Source organism: Clostridium sp. NSJ-145, assembly GCF_021044725.1.
Lineage (GTDB): Bacteria > Bacillota > Clostridia > Clostridiales > Clostridiaceae > Clostridium > Clostridium disporicum_B.
In genome coordinates, this window is sequence record NZ_JAJNOS010000005.1 from 106,844 (window position 1) to 124,606 (window position 17,763).

A 17,763-nucleotide genomic window follows, 5' to 3' on the forward strand; every position below is an offset into this window, starting at 1 on the left:
AGTTTTAATGTCAATTTACATTTGCTCTTTTTTTGTACTCATAATTAAGTATGGAGGTTAACTTATGAATAAAACTGTTTTAAAAGTTGAAGGCTTAAGTAAGTCTTTTAAAAAGAGAAGAATAGTTGATAATGTTTCTTTTGAAGCTAAAGCAGGAGAAATTCTAGGGTTTTTAGGAGCTAATGGAGCAGGAAAAACCACTACAATAAGAATGATAACGGGACTTATAAGTGCAGATAGTGGAACGGTTATAATAGATGGACATAATATAAAAAGTAACTTTGAAAAGGCTATGGATAATGTAGGAGCGATAGTTGAAATTCCGTTTTTATATGAATATATGACTGGAATGGAAAATATAAAGCTTTTTGCTAAGCTTTATAAAGCATCAGAAGAAGGGGTAAATGAGGCTATAAAGGTTTCTGGACTTAAGGATAGATTAAATGATAAGGTTAAAGAGTATTCTTTAGGTATGAAACAAAGAATTGGCCTAGCTGTAGCTCTTATGAAGCAACCTAAATTATTAATTTTAGATGAGCCTACTAACGGTTTAGATCCAATGGGAATAAAAGATTTAAGAGAATTCTTAAAGGATTTATCACATAATAAAAATATTTCGGTAGTGGTTTCAAGTCATATATTAATGGAAATGGAACAACTATGTGATAGAGTTGTTATTATCTCAGATGGGAAAGTTATATGTACTAAAACCATGGATGAAATTAATAAAGAGTCTTCTTTAGAAGAAGTATTTATTAATTCTATCAAGGAGGCTGAAAAATAATGAACGATGTTTTATATTTAAGTAAACTAGAGTTTAGTAAGATGTTTAAAAGTAAAATAGCTAAAGTTGGAATAATATTATCTTTTATAATTATGATTGGATTAACTATATCTGAATATAGCGATATGAAAAGAGTAAGGGAATACGAAAGTACTAATGGAACTTCAACGACTTTTGATTGGAGAGAGAGGGAAGAATATCTTATATCGCAGAAGGATGTTATGTTGAGTGATCCATATTATGATGAGATTCAAAAAGATGAGATAAATAAGAGAATTGAAATTGCAGAATATAGATTAGAGCATAATATTACAAAGGATTATGAAAAAAATATATGGTGGTTCTTTGCTGATAATTCTTTTAATTGGGTATTTAGATTTATAATTTTAACAGTAGTATTAGTTGGAGTATTTAATGTAGCTAGTGAATATAACAATAAAACTATAAATATGTGGCTTGTATCACCATATAAACGTTGGAAGGTGCTTACATCAAAGTATTTAGCAATTTTAATTTATGGATTAGAAATATTAGGAATAGTTCTTGTAATGGGATTATTGTCTGGAATAATAATTCATGGATTTGATAGGATATCTAGTCAAACTATACTTTATGGAGTGAATGGACCGTATGTTATTAGTACAGCTCTATATTCAGTTATTATAGTATTATTAAAACTTGTTGAGTTAATATTCTCAATAGCTTTAGCATTTATGATAGCTGTACTTTTAAAGTCAGTATCCTTTGCTACAATAACATCTATAATAACTATATTCTTAGTATCACCAATAGTTTTATATGCTGGGAAGATGAGTAGATTAATAAACTATTTACCATTTAATCATTTAGATTTTAGAAAGTTTTTAGATTATGGAACAGTATTACCACAAATAAATAATGATTTTCAAAGCATAGTGATTCAAGGGTTTACACCAGTAATTGCGGCTTTAATAGTAGGTGCTTATATTGCTTTATTTATGGCAATTACTTATGGAGTGTTCTGCAAGAGAGATGTTATTTAGATGAAGTTCAGTTTTAGAAGGAAATATTTATCAAGTGAGATAAAGTGATAATACAACATTAAATTGTTTGAATCAACGATTTAATGTTGTATTTTTTTATTGAGAAGAAAGTGAATAAATGGTAATATTTTTTAAAGCATATAGTATTTACCGGGAGATAGGATGGGCATGATAGAGATTAAAAATATCAGAAATAATAATGAAAAGTCAAGAATTACAAATTATATATTAAGAGAGTTACCAGAATGGTTTGGAATTGAAGAGTCAATAGTAGAGTATGTTGAAGAAGTTAAAAAGTATGATTTTTATGGAGCATATAATAATGGAAAAGCAGTAGGATTTATAAGTATAAAATATAATAATAAGTATACAGCAGAAGTGTATCTTATAGGAATACTAAAGGAATATCAAAATCAAAAGATTGGTAGAAAGTTAATTGAAATTACTGAAAAATTATTAATTGAAGATGAAATTAAATTTTTTATGGTAAAAACTTTAGGGGAATCTCATCCAGATGAAAATTATAAAATAACTAGAGAGTTTTATAAAAAACTAGGTTTTTATCCATTAGAAGAAATCAAAGAGATATGGGGAGAGAGTAATCCGTGCTTAATTATGGTTAAGACTTTATAAAGTGTGATATATGGGGAAGGTAGTATGTACAATATTAAGTTTAAGGGAAAATACAAAGATGAAGAAACACTCGTATGATGATTTTAGGTGGCATTGGAGATTAGCTTAATATATATAATACTATTAAGTAGGTACCTAAAGGTGCAAAGGCTATGTGTTATGGATTTAATTTATATTGGTTTGATTAAATAGAGATAGGAGATAAATAATGGAGTATATGGGAGATAAAAATTATTGGGATAGTAAATTTGAAATTAGAGGAGATAGCCTATTAAGTCCTGAAAAAGCTTTGGTTAATAATATAGGATATTTAAAGACAGGAACTGTGCTTGATGTCGCATGTGGAGATGGAAGAAATACTTTGTATTTACTTCAAAAAGGATTTGATGTAACTGGCATAGATTTTAGTAATAGAGCCCTTGAACGATTAAATGCTTTTGCTACGAGGGCTGGGTACGAAGTTGAAACAAAGCAGGTTGATTTAAGTGGTAGTAATTCTTTAAATGAGTTGAAGAATTATGATAATATAGTAATTAACCATTATAGAGCAAGTAAAGAAGTATTAAAAGACATATCAAAGCACATAAATGATGAAGGAATCTTGTTTGTATGTGGTTTCGGGTATAAGCATAAAGTAGATTTTAAAATTAGACAGGAAGATTTAATTTTGGAAAGTGATTTTGAAGGAATGAAAAATATGTTTAATTTAATTAAGTATGAAGAAAATGAAGATGAAAGAGGATTTTTTGTAACTTATATTTTAAAAAAGTATTAATTTACTAATTAAGCAATAGAGAATTAAAAGATAAATATCATATATTTGAAAAATCGATGTAATAAATACATCGATTTTTTTGCTAAAAGATAAATAAAAAGGTATTATTTGAGGCATTTAAGTTAATGATAGCTTTAATAATGAAGTATTGTCAGAAATTGCTTATGAAAAGAATTACACAAAATTGTTGACAAAGATGTACGTACAAGTTATTATAAAGACATAAAACATGTACGTACAAGTTTATGTAAAGGTATAAATATGTATGTATAGAATAAAACAGGAGGCACTAACATGGGAAAATATATTGATGATTCAAGAGCTTTACTTGAATATGTAGGTGGAAAAGATAATATTGGTGCAGTTACACACTGTGTAACTCGTATGAGATTTGTCCTAAAGGATACATCATTAGCAAATAAGGATAAAATTGAAAGCTTAAAATCTGTAAAAGGAACATTTGTACAAGCTGGACAATTTCAAGTTATAATAGGGAACACTGTTGGAGAGTTTTATAATGATTTTATAAAGGTATCTGGAGTTGAAGGTACTAATAAAGATGACGTGAAAGATGCAGCAAAATCTAATATGACTTTTATTCAAAGACTTATGGCAAATTTAGCTGAAATCTTCTCACCACTTATTCCAGCAATTATAGTTGGTGGTTTAATATTAGGATTTAGAAATTTAATTGGAGATGTTAAGTTTTTTGAAGATGGTACAAAAACTTTAATAGAAATATCTCAATTTTGGGCAGGAACACATAGTTTCTTATGGTTGATAGGAGAGGCTATATTCCACTTCTTACCTGTAGGTATTACATGGGCAATAACTAAGAAGATGGGAACAACCCAAATATTAGGTATAGTTTTAGGAATTACTTTAGTATCACCTCAGCTTTTAAATGCTTATGCAGTATCAGGGGGAGGAGATATTCCTTTCTGGGATTTTGGATTTGCACAAGTTAACATGATAGGTTACCAAGCACAAGTTATACCAGCTATACTTGCAGGTTTCACACTAGTATATCTAGAAAGATTCTTTAGAAAGATTACACCTGCATCAATCTCAATGATAATAGTTCCATTCTTTGCTTTAGTACCAACTGTACTTATTGCACATGTTGTGTTAGGACCAATAGGTTGGACAATAGGGTCATGGATTTCAACTGTTGTATATGCAGGATTAACATCATCATTTAGATGGTTATTCGCAGGAATATTTGGTTTTGCTTATGCACCATTAGTAATTACAGGATTACATCATATGACAAATGCAATAGACCTTCAGTTAATGGCTCAAGTTGGTGGAACATCATTATGGCCAATGATAGCTTTATCAAATATAGCTCAAGGGTCAGCGGTTTTAGCGATGATATACTTACAAAGAAAGAATGAAGAAGAAAAGCAAGTTTCAATACCAGCATGTATTTCAGCATACTTAGGTGTAACTGAACCAGCATTATTCGGTGTAAACTTAAAATACGGATTCCCATTCATATGTGGAATGATAGGATCAGGTATAGCAGCTATAATATCAGTAGGTTCTGGAGTTATGGCAAATGCAATAGGAATTGGTGGTCTTCCAGGAATACTTTCAATTCAACCAAATAGCATACCAATGTTTGCAGTAGCTATGGTTGTTGCGATAGTAGTACCTTTTATACTAACAGTAGTAGTAGGTAGAAAAAAATTAAATGTAGCATAAATTGAAATAGTAAATTTAGTAGCAAAGGTTGGATAATATATATTCTTAAAGAATGAATCATATATTATCCATTCTTTGGTTGATAAAAGGAGATAGATATAATGAAAGATTTTAGAGAAAGTGTTGTTTATCAAATATACCCTAAATCATTTAATGATTCTAATGGAGATGGAATTGGAGATATAAACGGAGTAACTGAGAAGTTAGATTATTTAAAGACATTAGGTGTAGATTACATATGGTTAACACCAGTGTATGTATCTCCACAAAAAGATAATGGTTATGATATTGAGGACTATTATAAAATAGACCCAAGAATGGGAACTATGGAGGATTTTGAAAGATTAGTTGAAGAAGCTAAAAAGAGAGATATAGATATAATGCTTGATATGGTATTTAATCATACTTCTACAGAACACTGGTGGTTTAAAGAAGCATTAAAAGGAAATGAAAAGTATAAGAATTTTTATATTTTCAAAAAAGGTAAAGATAATGAACCACCTACAAATTGGATTTCGAAATTTGGCGGAAATGCTTGGGAGTACGTTGAAAATATGGACGAGTACTATCTACATTTATTTGATGTAACTCAAGGGGATTTAAATTGGGAAAATGAAGAAGTAAGAAACGAGATATATAAAGTAGTTAACTTCTGGATTGAAAAAGGAGTTAAAGGCTTTAGATTAGATGTAATAAACCTTATTTCTAAGCCAGATGAATTAGAAAATGACTATATTGGAGATGGAAGAAGATTTTATACTGATGGGCCAAGAATACATGAGCATCTAAAAGAATTAAATGAAAATACCTTTGGTAAACATGAGGATATAATTACTGTTGGAGAGATGTCATCAACTTCAGTTGAAAACTGTATTAAATATTCTAACCCAGATGAAAAAGAGCTTTCTATGGTATTTAATTTTCATCATTTAAAGGTGGATTATGAAAATGGTGATAAGTGGACCTTAATGGATTTTGACTTTAAGATGTTAAAAGATATCTTTAAGAAATGGCAAGAGGAAATGCAAGAAGGTAATGGATGGAGTGCGTTATTCTGGTGTAATCATGATCAGCCTAGAGCAATATCTAGATTTGGTAATGATAAAGAGTACTTTGATGAAAGTGGTAAAATGTTAGCAACTGCTATACATATGATGAGAGGAACTCCTTATATTTATCAAGGTGAAGAGTTTGGAATGGCTAATCCATATTTTGAGTCTATTGAAGATTATAGGGATGTTGAATCAATAAATTACTATAATATATTAAAAGATAACGGTGAACCAGTTGATAAAATATTAGATATACTAAAATCTAAATCAAGAGATAACTCTAGAACTCCTATTCAGTGGAATGATAAAGAAAATGCAGGATTTACAACTGGAGCTCCATGGATACCTATAGGAAAATCATATGAAAAAATAAATGCAGAAAAAGCAGTTAATGATAGCAATTCTATATTTAATCATTATAAAAAGTTAATACAATTAAGAAAAGAATATGATGTAATTTCTAAAGGTAATATAGAGATGATATTAGAAGATCATACTGAAGTTTTAGCTTATTTAAGAAATTATGAAAATAAGAGTTTAGTAGTATTAAATAATTTCTATGGAAAGCAGGCTAAAGTGAATATTCCTGAAAGTATATTAAATGATATTAAAGCTTCTAATATATTACTATCAAACTACTCAGATTCAGCTAAGTTAGGAGAAGAAATTATCTTAAGACCATACGAATCGATTGCTTATTATATTGAGAAATAGCATTTAGTTATGTTAAAATATTTCTGGTGATAAAATGGATAAGAAATATTTGAACATATACAATATATTGGTAAATAAAATAGAGAATAATGAGTATCAGGCAAATGATAAACTTCCTTCTGAAAAAGAAATAATGAATGATTACAATGTGTCTAGGGATACTGTAAGAAAGGCTCTGAATATGTTAGAACAGAATGGATATATTCAGAAAACTAAGGGAAAAGGATCTTTTGTACTTGATATAGGTAAATTTAATTTTCCTGTATCAGGGGTAGTTAGTTTTAAGGAGATTTCAGGAAAACTAGGAATGAAGGTAGAAACTATAGTTGAAAGTTTAGAATGTATAGTTCCTAAAAAAAATATTGCAAGAGGGTTGGAGCTATCTGGAGATGATAAGGTCTGGAGAGTAGTAAGAGCGAGATCTGTAGATGATGAAAAAATCATTTTAGATAAAGATTATATCGTGCAGAAGTTTGTTGAAAATCTTACTTATGATATCTGTAAGGAATCTCTATATGACTATATAGAGGGGGAGCTAGGGCTGAAAATTGCATATGCAAAAAAAGAGATAACAGTCCAGAATGCAACAGAAGAGGATAAAAAGTACCTAGATATGAAAGGTTTTGAAATGATAGTAGTAGTAAAAAGCTATACATATTTAGATGATACTAGTTTATTTCAATATACTGAATCTAGACATAGGCCAGATAAATTTGTTTTTGTAGATTTTGCTAGAAGATGATATAAGGATAGTTAATAATTTATTTATTAAAGTAATAAATAGTACTTGTAATAGATTATTTAGGTTATATATTACTGAATTAATGTTAGAATATTAAAGAGATAAAAAATAAGTTAGTGTAAGCTAGCTTATTTTTTATTTTTAGTAAAGATATTAATAAGAATCAACACTAAGTGTAATACAGTTATTTTTAATGATTAAATTTATAGTAACCATTTATAAAGTTTAATAATATCCTATATATTAAGGAAAACTTTATTTTGGAGGAACTATGCAAAATAAAAATGACAAAAGTCTATTTGGAGTAGATATAAACGAGTATACGCAAAATGTTGATTTTACAGTATTAGCTACAAAAATAGATTTTTTATACCTAAGAGCCTCAGGTTCAGCATCAGGAAGATTTAGAAGAGACAATAAGTTCTTAGAGTTTGCACAAAAATCGAGAGAGTATGGGATACCAGTTGGGGCATATCACTTTGGCGTTCCTGCTGATGATTTAACTACTGCAGATGCTCAATGTGATGATTTTATCGAAGTTTTACAAGAAGGATTTGGGAAAAAAGATTATGGAGATTTATTTCCAGTCATAGATGTAGAAGTACCTACAGATAAATCACTTGCAGTAGAAACTGTAGTAAATTGGATTGATAGATTTAGAAAGAGATTTGAAAAGAAAACTAGAAGAAGGATAATGTTATATACAGGAACTTTCTATGTTGAACTTTATAATAATTTCTTTATTCCAGGTAGAGGCTATCCTTTAAAGAATATGATTCTTTGGATTGCAATGTACACAGCCATTCCAGGAAATCCAGCATATCCACCAGATGTAGGCGGATGGACAAGATGGAGAGTATGGCAATATAGTGAAAGTGCAAATGTACAAGGTATTGGCAATCCTGTAGATGCTAACTGGGGACCAAATAGTATTGACTATCTAATTCAACCTAGAAGCGTAACAGGGCTTAGAGCTACTAAGAGAGGAAATACTATAAATATTAGATGGAACGCAAATACTGATGCAGATTTACTAGGATATAATTTGTTTGCAAATAATTATTGGATAGGAACAGTAGATGCTAATGATACAGAGTTTACTATTCCAGTGTCTTCATTGCCATTTACTCAAAGTGGACCAATAAAAATAAGTATTGAAGCATTTGATTTAGATGGTGAAACATCAAGAGTAAGAACCACAGTAACAGTTTAAAATAAAGCACGAAACACCTTTTAAATTAAGAGTTAAGAGTTAAAAGTGAAAAATTAAGAATAAAATTGATACTCAGTTTCTAAATTTATAGGTATTTAAAGTCATCTAAGGTGACTTTATTACTAAACTCTTAACTCTATACTCTTAATGTTCAACTAAGAAAATATTATTTGTAATATTTTTCGGTATGGGAAATAATTGTAAGGGTTTTGTAATTGTAATAAGAGGGAGAATAGTCTATAATTATAATAGATATTGTAAAAATATCTGTTTTTATATTGTACTAATAGCATAATTTTATATTTTATGTAAAAAGTGGGGAGGAATGAAGCTTTTGAGCAATAATAATTCTAATGGAACTAAAGACTTTTTTACTAAACATAAGAAAGTTATTGCAATTTCAGGAGTAGCAGTTTTAGCAGTAGCTGCAACTGTTGGAGGAGTAATGGCTAACATCAATAATAAAGTAAAGTCTTGGGAAGATAAAGTTTATCCTGGGGTACATGCTTATGGAGTAGATTTAAGTGGTAAGACTAAGGATGAGGCAGTTGCAATTTTAAATGATCAATTAGCTACATTAGTTAATGATAAAAGTATAACAGTAACTGTTGGTGACAAAAGTTTTAATATCAAGTACGCAGATATAGGTTCAACTATAAATGCGGATAAAACTGCAGAAGAAGCTTTAGCTTATGGAAAAGAAGAAGGGATGTTTAAAAAGAACTCTTACATAAAAGATGGAGTTGATACTGAAGTTAATACTGAACTAACTTATGATGAAGCTAAGCTTAAAGAATTCGAAGATAAGATAAATACAGAGGTAGAAATTCCTGCTGTAGATGCTTCGATAACTATAAATTATGGAGAGAAGTATATAACTCCAGAAGTTATAGGTAAGAAAATAAATGCAGAAGAATTACATACAAAATTAGTTGACTGTATAGATCCTGATCCAAATAAAATAGAAACTGTTTCTTTAGAGTTACAAGATTATAGTCCTAGAATAACTGCAGAAGAATTAAATAAAATTGATGGAATAATAGGAAGTTTTAGTGGCTCTTACACTAATGATGGAACTGGAAGAGTTACTAATATGCAATTAGCCACAGGATATATAAACGGAACTCTTTTAATGCCAGGAGATGAATTTAGTTATAATAAGACTATATTAGATACAACTCCGGAAAATGGATATAAGGAAGCTAATACATATGTAGGAAGTGAAGTAGTTCCTAATTATGGAGGAGGAGTATGTCAAATATCTACTTTCCTTTATAGAGCAGTAATAACATCTAACATAAGATCTACAATAAGATATAACCATTCAATGATGGTTGGTTATTCAGAGCCAAGCCTAGATGCTACAGTTTTCGAAGGAGATATAGATTACAGATTTATAAATACGTATAATTCTCCAATATATATAGAAGGCTATATGGGTGGAAGCACAATTACATTCAATGTATATGGAAATACTTCTGAAAAAGGCAATAAGACTTATGAGCTTGTCAATAATGTAATAGAAAAGTATGACTATACTACAGAATATGTAGATGATCCTACTTTAGAAGAGGGTAAGACTAGAACAAAGCTTAATGGAGCTCCAGGATATAAATCAGAAGGATATTTAATTACTTATGAAAATGGTGTGGAAGTTAATAGAGAATTAATATCTACAGATGTATATCAACCTATGAATGCAATAGTTTTAAGAGGAACTAAAAAGGTTGAAGCACCAAAACCAGAGGAAAAACCAGAAGAGAAGCCAACTGAAAATACAGAAGGACAAACACCAGCACAATAATAGAAAAAAGGAGCTTTTTAGCTCCTTTTTTTAAATTTTTGCTATATTCTTAGTAAAAATTTAGAATATTTTATGTAATTCTTAAGAGTTAGATGGTATTATATATTATAGCTAGTATTTGAACAAAGGAGTTAAGTATGAAATACAAAATGGTTTGCATTGATATGGATGGAACTTTACTTGGAAAGAGAAAAAAGATTTCGGAATTTAGTAAAGACATTATAAAAAAGGCGCATGATATGGGTGTAGAAATTGTTGTTACAACAGGAAGGCTATATAATAATGCAGCATATTTTTCACAGCTTTTAGGTGTGGACTCTCCAGTGATTGCAGCCAATGGGGCAATTGTTATAGATCAAAAGACTAATGATATTATATATGAAAGCGCAATACCAGAAGTAGAGTGTATGAAGGTGTTAAAAATATTAAATAAATATAAAGTACCGTTTCATTTTCATACTACCGACACTATATATTGTAATAACTGGTTCAGTAAACTGGGCACTCAAGTTTATATGACAAAACAAGTTTATTATGAACATTTAAATATAAATTACTATACTGTAAAGACTGAAAAAGAATGGGCTGAAATTTTTAAAAAAGAAAATGGACGAATGGCTAAATGTATAGCATTTTCACCAAGTAGTAAAGATATTTTAAAAGTAAGAAAAGAATTAGATAGCTTAGAAAATATAGTTTATTTTGGTTCAGGTAACCATAGTACAGAGATAAATTTTAAGGGTGTATCTAAAGGAAATTCAGTAAAAGTTTTAAGTGAAAAATATGGAATAAAAAGAGAAGAAATTATTTGCATTGGTGATAATGAAAATGATATATCCATGATTAAGTATGCTGGTCTTGGTATTGCTATGGCAAATGCTATTGATGAAGTAAAGTCAGCAGCTCAATATATTACAGATTCAAATAAAAATGATGGAGTAGCTAAAGCTATTAAAAAGTTTATATTAGATAAAGAATAGAAAATCACATTCCTAAGAATTATATTTTTAAATATACAGAAAATAATTCTAAGGAGTGTGATTTTATGTTTATTCCCAAAAGAATTATATTTGAAAAAGGCTCATTAGATTATGAAATAGGACAGAATGTATACAATTATTTTAAAGATAATACTAAAGTAGAGAAAATAATACTCACATCTAATAAAGTTAAACAAAACATTCCTTATAATGATTATTTGCCTGAATTCTACAAAGAAGGAAAGAGAACATTAGTAGTAGGAGTAAAGAAAGGACTGAAATTTCAATCTTGTAAACCGTCAGCTCATTATCAGTTACCTTTATATTCAGGATGCATGGGACAATGCCAATATTGTTATTTAAATACCAATTTAGGAGATAAACCATATGCTAAAATAAATTCAAATATTGATGATATATTAAAGCAAGCTCAAAAATATATTGATGAGAGGTTGCCTAGTATTACCATATTTGAAGGATCAGCTACATCTGACCCACTACCAATGGAACCTTATGCTGGATCGTTAAAAAAGACTATAGAATTTTTTGCTAACAATACTAATGGCCGATTTAGATTTGTAAGTAAATTTAATGATGTGGATACTTTGTTAGATATAAAACATAACGGCAAAACAGAGGTGAGGTTTACTTTAAATACAGATAAAGTTATTAATGAGTATGAAAATGCTACTGCATCTATCACTTTACGATTAGAAGCGTGTGAAAAAATAGCTAATGCCTGTTATCCTTTAGGGTTTATAATTGCACCGGTATTTTTATATAATAACTATAAAGAAGATTATAAAAAACTTTTATTAGACTTAAGAGAGAAATTACCGAAGAGTATGAAAAATCCACCATCATTTGAGGTAATATCTCATAGATATACAACAAGAGCAAAAAATGTAATAATGGAAGTTTTTCCAGAAAATACATTACCGATGAATGATGATGAGCGTAAATATAAATATGGACAATTTGGTTATGGAAAATATGTATATAAGACGGAAGAACTTGATGATATGAAGGAGTTTTTCAAAAAAGAGATAAGTGAAATTTTTCCGGAAAGTGAAATAAAATATATTATTTAACAATCTGTAAAAAACTTTGACTATTAAAATTGGATATAGTATTATTATTTTTATAAGAGATTATAGAGTAAGGTGTTTATCATCTTGCTTTTTGTTTTGGAGGGAAATTCCTTGAATTTGAATATTGTATTATATCAACCAGAAATTCCACAAAATACTGGAAATATAGCAAGAACATGTGTGTTAACTAATTCAACATTACACTTAATAAAGCCGTTAGGATTTAGTATTGATGATAAGGCAGTAAAAAGATCAGGATTAGATTACTGGAGTGAGTTAAAGTTAGAAGTTCATGAGTCATATGAAGATTTTATAAATAAGTATGGAGATAGAAGAATATTTTTAGCATCTACTCATGGTGGTAATTACTATAATGAGGAAAGTTATAAGCCGGGTGACTTCATAATGTTTGGAAGAGAGTCAAAAGGTGTACCACAAGAAGTACATGAAGCTCATACAAATATAAGAGTGCCGATGATTAAGACAAGTACTAGAAGTCTAAACCTTTCTAATACAGTTGCAATTATAGCATATGAAGCATTAAGACAAATGGACTTTCCGGATATGAAATAATGGATGGGGAGGAATTGTTATGCAAAAGATTAAGATAATAACTGATAGTACTCTTGATATACCAGTAGATTTAATAAAGAAGAATGACATAGAAGTTATGCCTTTATTAATTAATTTTGGTGAAGATAGTTATTTAGATGGAGTTGATATTACTCCAACTGAAATGATTGAAAGAATAAACAGAGAAAATGTTTTACCAACTACAGCACAAATTACTCCAACTAGATTTGAAGAAACTTTTAAAAAGTATTTAGATCAAGGATATAAAATAGTAACTTTAGTGCTTTCTTCAGAAATGAGCGGAACATATCAATCAGCTTGTATAGCTAAAGATATGCTGGAAACAGAAGATATAGTTGTAATAGATTCTAGAAATGTTACATCAGGACTTGGAATATTAGTATTAAAAGCATGTAGATTAAGAGATAATGGAGCTTCTATACATGAAATAGAAGAAGAAATTTTAAATACAAGAGATAAGGTTAAATGTACTCTTAATTTTGAATCATTAGATAACCTTGTAAGAGGTGGAAGGCTTCCAAAGGTTGCTGGTGCTATAGGAACAGCATTAGGATTAAGACTTATATTAGAAATAAAAGATGGTAAGATGGCTGTTAAGGATAAAGTAAGAGGAAGTAAAAAAGCTTTTAAGAAATTAATATCTGATTTTGAAAGTGCAGATGTTGATTTTAAAGAACCAGTTATATTAACAGACTTATTAAATGAAGATGTATATTTTGAATTAAAGAAATACTTAGAAGAAAAAGATATAGAATACGTAGATGCAAAGGTTGGATGTACAGTTGGTATACACTCTGGAATTAAACCTTGTGGATTATTCTTTATTGTGAAATAATAAAAGGCTTGTGCTTATGCACGAGCTTTTTTTATAATTTTTCCAGTAAACTTTTACAAAGAATATATTGGAATATATTAAAAATAAAGGTATACTAAAAGTGTGGTATTTATAAAAGAAAACAAAAGAGGGATGTTATATGAAGTTAGATTTTAATCTGAATTTATCTCAGCAGCAAAAACTTGTAATGACACAAAATATGCAATTATCAATAAATATTTTACAGATGTCAGCTTGTGAGTTAAGAGAATTTATCAATAAAGAATTAGAAGAAAATCCTATTATTGATAGTGATTTTAATTTGAAGAAGAATACTGAAATCGAGCAATATAAAAAGATGATAGAATCTATGGAGTATGATAATAGTATTTACAATTCATATTCTAAAGGAGAGTATGATGAAGAGGGAGTATCGCCTTTAAATTTTGTGTCTGAGAAAAAGACTTTGAAAAGTTATTTGTATGAGCAATTACATACTAATAAAGAAGTAAAGAACTTAAGAATTATTATAGATTACATGATTGAATCTTTAGATAGTAGAGGATACCTTGACGAAACTGTAGAGAACATATGTAATAAATTTAATATTTCGGAAGAAAAATGTGTACAAGCGCTAGAGATATTACAAGATTTAGAACCAGCAGGTATTGGGGGAAGAAATCTAAAGGAAAGTCTTTTAATCCAATTAAAAAGAAAAAAGAAATTAGATTTAAATCTGGAGAATATAATAAATAATTATTTAGATTTAGTGGCTGATAATAAATTTAAAGATATAGCAAAATATTTAAATATATCTCAAATAGAAGCTCAAAATTATGGAGATATAATAAGAGAATTGGAACCCAAGCCATCTAGAGGGTATTATACAGGTGATGACGTGAAATTTATAACTCCTGATGCTTATATAAAAAAGATAGATAAAGAGTATATAGTTATTATGAATAATGATATAGTACCCCAATTATCTATTAATGGAGTATATAAAAATTTACTTCTTCATGGAAGTGATAAAGAAGTTGAAAGTTATATTAAAGAGAAAATTGGAAGTGCTATGTTTTTAATAAAAAGTATTAATAATAGAGAAAATACTTTAAGAATAATCTTAGAAGATATAATAAAAAGGCAAAAAGAATATTTAGACAAAGGAAAAAAATATTTAAAGCCAATGATGCTTAAAGATATAGCAGAGGATATAAACATGCATGAATCTACTGTAAGTAGAGCTATTAAGGATAAATATATTTTAACTAGTTACGGAACTGTTAAGATAAAGGATTTATTCACAGTGGGATATAGTACAAAAAGTTCTTCTGATGGTAAAAATGTATCTGCAAAGAATATAAAAGATATCATAAAAGAGATTATTGATAGTGAAGATAAGAAAAAGCCTTTTTCCGATGAAATGATATGTACAGAACTTTCTAAAAAAAATCTGAATATATCAAGAAGGACAGTGGCAAAATATAGAGAGGAAATGGGAATAAAATCTTCTAGCAAGAGAAAAAGGATATAGCAGACGTAGGGAAGACAGGATTTTGGAGAAGAATATTCCTATTTCTATTTTTCTCAATTATAAAAATATTATAAAAAATTTACAGAAAGCCTTTTAAATTTAGTAAAGATGCTTTATAATGAAATAGGTGGGACATGAAAAGATAGTAGTGGGACATAAATGGTCCAAAAGGAGGGTTAATAGTGCAGGAAATATTAAGCTTACAAAAAAAGATAGTTCCTGAGCTAGTTGAAGTTCTTGAAAAAAGATATAATATTTTAAGAACTATATATTATAACCAACCAATTGGAAGAAGAGTTTTAGCAAGTGAACTTAATTTAGGTGAGAGAATAGTAAGAACTGAAATAAGTTTTTTAAAATCTCAAGGCTTAATAGAAGTGAATACTCCAGGTATGAGTGTTACTGAAGATGGGAAAGTAATAGTCAAAAGACTAAAAGAGTTTATACATGAACTTAAAGGTCTTGCTGATGTTGAAGAGTGTTTAAGATCTTGTTTAGGATTAAAAGATGTTATAATAGTCCCGGGAGATGTAGATAGTAATCCTACTGTTTTAAAAGATTTAGGAAAAGCAGCGGCAACTTATGTTAAGAAAATTTTAAAAGATAATAACATAATTGCTATAACTGGTGGATCTACGATTAAAGAGGTTGTAGAAGCATTTCCTAAAATCAACAATGTTTCCAATGTATTAGTAGTACCAGCTCGTGGTGGTATGGGGCGAAAAGTAGAGAGCCAAGCTAATACGCTAGCAGCTTCTTTAGCTAAAAAAATTAATGCATCATATAAACTTCTACATATTCCAGAGAATGTTAGTGCAGAAGTTCTTGATGGTTTACTTAAAGAAAGTCAAGTTAAGGATGTAATTGAGTCAATTCAAAAGGCAGATATACTTATCTATGGAATTGGTAATGCAATCCATATGGCTAAAAAAAGAGAAGCATCCGATGAGTTTATAAAAAAACTTGAGGACATGGGAGCTATAGGAGAGGCTTATGGATGTTATTTTAATAAAGATTGTCAGATGATATCTGAAAATAACTCTATAGGAATAAATTTAAACAATGCTAAAAAAATTAGAACACATATTGCAGTTGCTGCTGGGAAGAATAAGATTGATGCGATAATTGCAACAGAAATGTATAATCGTAATGCTGTATTGGTTACAGACGAAAATACAGGAAAAGAAATATGTGAGATAATAAAAAGCAACAATTTAAACAAGCTTTAAAATTTAATTTTAAATATAAATATCTAATTTTAGGAGGTAACTTTAATGGCAAATGTTAGAGTAGCAATTAATGGTTTTGGACGTATTGGACGTCTTGCATTTAGACAAATGTTCGGTGCAGAAGGGTATGAAGTTGTAGCAATCAACGACTTAACAAGCCCAAAAATGTTAGCACACTTATTAAAATATGATTCAGCTCAAGGTAGATACGAATTAGGTGATACAGTTGTTGCTGGTGAAGATTCTATCACTGTTGATGGAAAAGAAATCAGAATCTACGCTGAAGCTGATGCTAATAAACTTCCTTGGGGAGAAATCGGAGTAGACGTAGTATTAGAATGTACTGGATTCTACGTATCAAAAGCTAAGTCTCAAGCTCACATCAATGCAGGTGCTAAGAAAGTTGTTATATCAGCTCCAGCTGGAAACGACCTTCCAACAGTTGTATTCAACGTAAACCAAGATATATTAACAGCTGAAGATACTATAATCTCTGCTGCATCTTGTACAACAAACTGTTTAGCTCCAATGGCTAAAGCTTTAAATGACTATGCACCAATTCAATCTGGTATAATGTCAACTATCCACGCTTACACTGGAGATCAAATGATCTTAGACGGACCTCAAAGAAAAGGTGATTTAAGAAGAGCTAGAGCTGGTGCTGTTAACATAGTTCCAAACTCTACAGGAGCTGCTAAAGCTATCGGATTAGTTATTCCAGAATTAAACGGAAAATTAATCGGTTCTGCACAAAGAGTTCCAGTTCCAACAGGATCATCTACAATTTTAGTTGCTGTAGTTAAGGGTGAAAATGTAACTGTTGAAGGAATCAACGCTGCTATGAAAGCTGCTTCAAACGAATCATTCGGTTACACTGAAGAAGAATTAGTTTCTTCAGATATCATCGGAATCAAGTACGGTTCATTATTCGATGCAACTCAAACTATGGTTTCTGAATTAGGAAATGGTTTATACCAAGTTCAAGTTGTTTCTTGGTACGACAACGAAAACTCATACACTAGCCAAATGGTTAGAACTATTAAATACTTCTCTGAATTAGCTTAATATTTAATAG

The 17,763-nt window shown here is 29.4% G+C and carries 16 protein-coding genes; all 16 read left to right on the forward strand.

The features are described from left to right. Positions 1-64: 64 nt before the first annotated feature. The 16 genes from LQE93_RS06235 (at position 65) to gap (ending at position 17,753) form a co-directional block, all read left to right on the forward strand. Entirely contained in the window at positions 65-784 is a 720-nt protein-coding gene (locus LQE93_RS06235) for an ABC transporter ATP-binding protein (RefSeq protein ID WP_186838583.1), read from the forward strand. Continuing rightward, positions 784-1,806 (forward strand): ABC transporter permease, encoded by a 1,023-nt coding sequence (locus LQE93_RS06240; protein WP_231072645.1) that lies wholly within the window; start codon positions 784-786, stop codon positions 1,804-1,806. The genes LQE93_RS06235 and LQE93_RS06240 overlap by 1 nt, the downstream gene beginning before the upstream one ends. A gap of 162 nt (positions 1,807-1,968) precedes the next feature. Next, positions 1,969-2,439: a GNAT family N-acetyltransferase gene (locus tag LQE93_RS06245; RefSeq protein WP_231072647.1), complete on the forward strand. Its 471-nt coding sequence runs from the start codon at positions 1,969-1,971 to the stop codon at positions 2,437-2,439. 208 nt (positions 2,440-2,647) lie between these two features. Next, positions 2,648-3,214, forward strand: coding sequence for a class I SAM-dependent methyltransferase (locus tag LQE93_RS06250; RefSeq protein WP_231072649.1), 567 nt, complete (start codon positions 2,648-2,650; stop codon positions 3,212-3,214). Positions 3,215-3,508: 294 nt separating this feature from the next. Next, positions 3,509-4,921, forward strand: a complete 1,413-nt coding sequence (gene treP / locus LQE93_RS06255) for a PTS system trehalose-specific EIIBC component (protein ID WP_055264461.1) — start codon at positions 3,509-3,511, stop codon at positions 4,919-4,921. Positions 4,922-5,022: 101 nt separating this feature from the next. After that, positions 5,023-6,687, forward strand: coding sequence for an alpha,alpha-phosphotrehalase (gene treC, locus LQE93_RS06260; protein ID WP_231072650.1), 1,665 nt, complete (start codon positions 5,023-5,025; stop codon positions 6,685-6,687). Positions 6,688-6,721: 34 nt separating this feature from the next. Beyond that, entirely contained in the window at positions 6,722-7,429 is a 708-nt protein-coding gene (treR, locus tag LQE93_RS06265) for a trehalose operon repressor (protein WP_186838586.1), read from the forward strand. A 271-nt stretch (positions 7,430-7,700) separates the two neighbouring features. Next, the gene (locus tag LQE93_RS06270) at positions 7,701-8,642 is read left to right on the forward strand and encodes a glycoside hydrolase family 25 protein (protein ID WP_055264455.1); all 942 of its coding nucleotides are present in this window, start codon (positions 7,701-7,703) and stop codon (positions 8,640-8,642) included. Between the two features lie 325 nt (positions 8,643-8,967). Next, entirely contained in the window at positions 8,968-10,446 is a 1,479-nt protein-coding gene (locus LQE93_RS06275) for a VanW family protein (RefSeq protein ID WP_442870536.1), read from the forward strand. 137 nt (positions 10,447-10,583) lie between these two features. Then, a complete protein-coding gene (locus LQE93_RS06280) occupies positions 10,584-11,426 on the forward strand; it encodes a Cof-type HAD-IIB family hydrolase (protein ID WP_186838589.1) in 843 nt (280 codons plus the stop codon). Positions 11,427-11,491: 65 nt separating this feature from the next. Further along, positions 11,492-12,517: a spore photoproduct lyase gene (splB, locus tag LQE93_RS06285; protein ID WP_055264449.1), complete on the forward strand. Its 1,026-nt coding sequence runs from the start codon at positions 11,492-11,494 to the stop codon at positions 12,515-12,517. A 111-nt stretch (positions 12,518-12,628) separates the two neighbouring features. Beyond that, the gene (locus LQE93_RS06290; RefSeq protein ID WP_055264447.1) at positions 12,629-13,090 is read left to right on the forward strand and encodes a tRNA (cytidine(34)-2'-O)-methyltransferase; all 462 of its coding nucleotides are present in this window, start codon (positions 12,629-12,631) and stop codon (positions 13,088-13,090) included. Positions 13,091-13,109: 19 nt separating this feature from the next. Next, on the forward strand, positions 13,110-13,946 hold the full coding sequence (locus tag LQE93_RS06295) for a DegV family protein (protein WP_231072656.1): 837 nt from the start codon (positions 13,110-13,112) through the stop codon (positions 13,944-13,946). A gap of 139 nt (positions 13,947-14,085) precedes the next feature. Continuing rightward, positions 14,086-15,459: an RNA polymerase factor sigma-54 gene (rpoN, locus tag LQE93_RS06300; protein WP_231072658.1), complete on the forward strand. Its 1,374-nt coding sequence runs from the start codon at positions 14,086-14,088 to the stop codon at positions 15,457-15,459. Positions 15,460-15,641: 182 nt separating this feature from the next. Further along, complete coding sequence (locus tag LQE93_RS06305; protein ID WP_055264441.1) at positions 15,642-16,688, forward strand: sugar-binding transcriptional regulator; 1,047 nt, start codon at positions 15,642-15,644, stop codon at positions 16,686-16,688. Positions 16,689-16,733: 45 nt separating this feature from the next. Continuing rightward, entirely contained in the window at positions 16,734-17,753 is a 1,020-nt protein-coding gene (gap, locus tag LQE93_RS06310; protein WP_055264439.1) for a type I glyceraldehyde-3-phosphate dehydrogenase, read from the forward strand. Positions 17,754-17,763 lie beyond the last annotated feature (10 nt).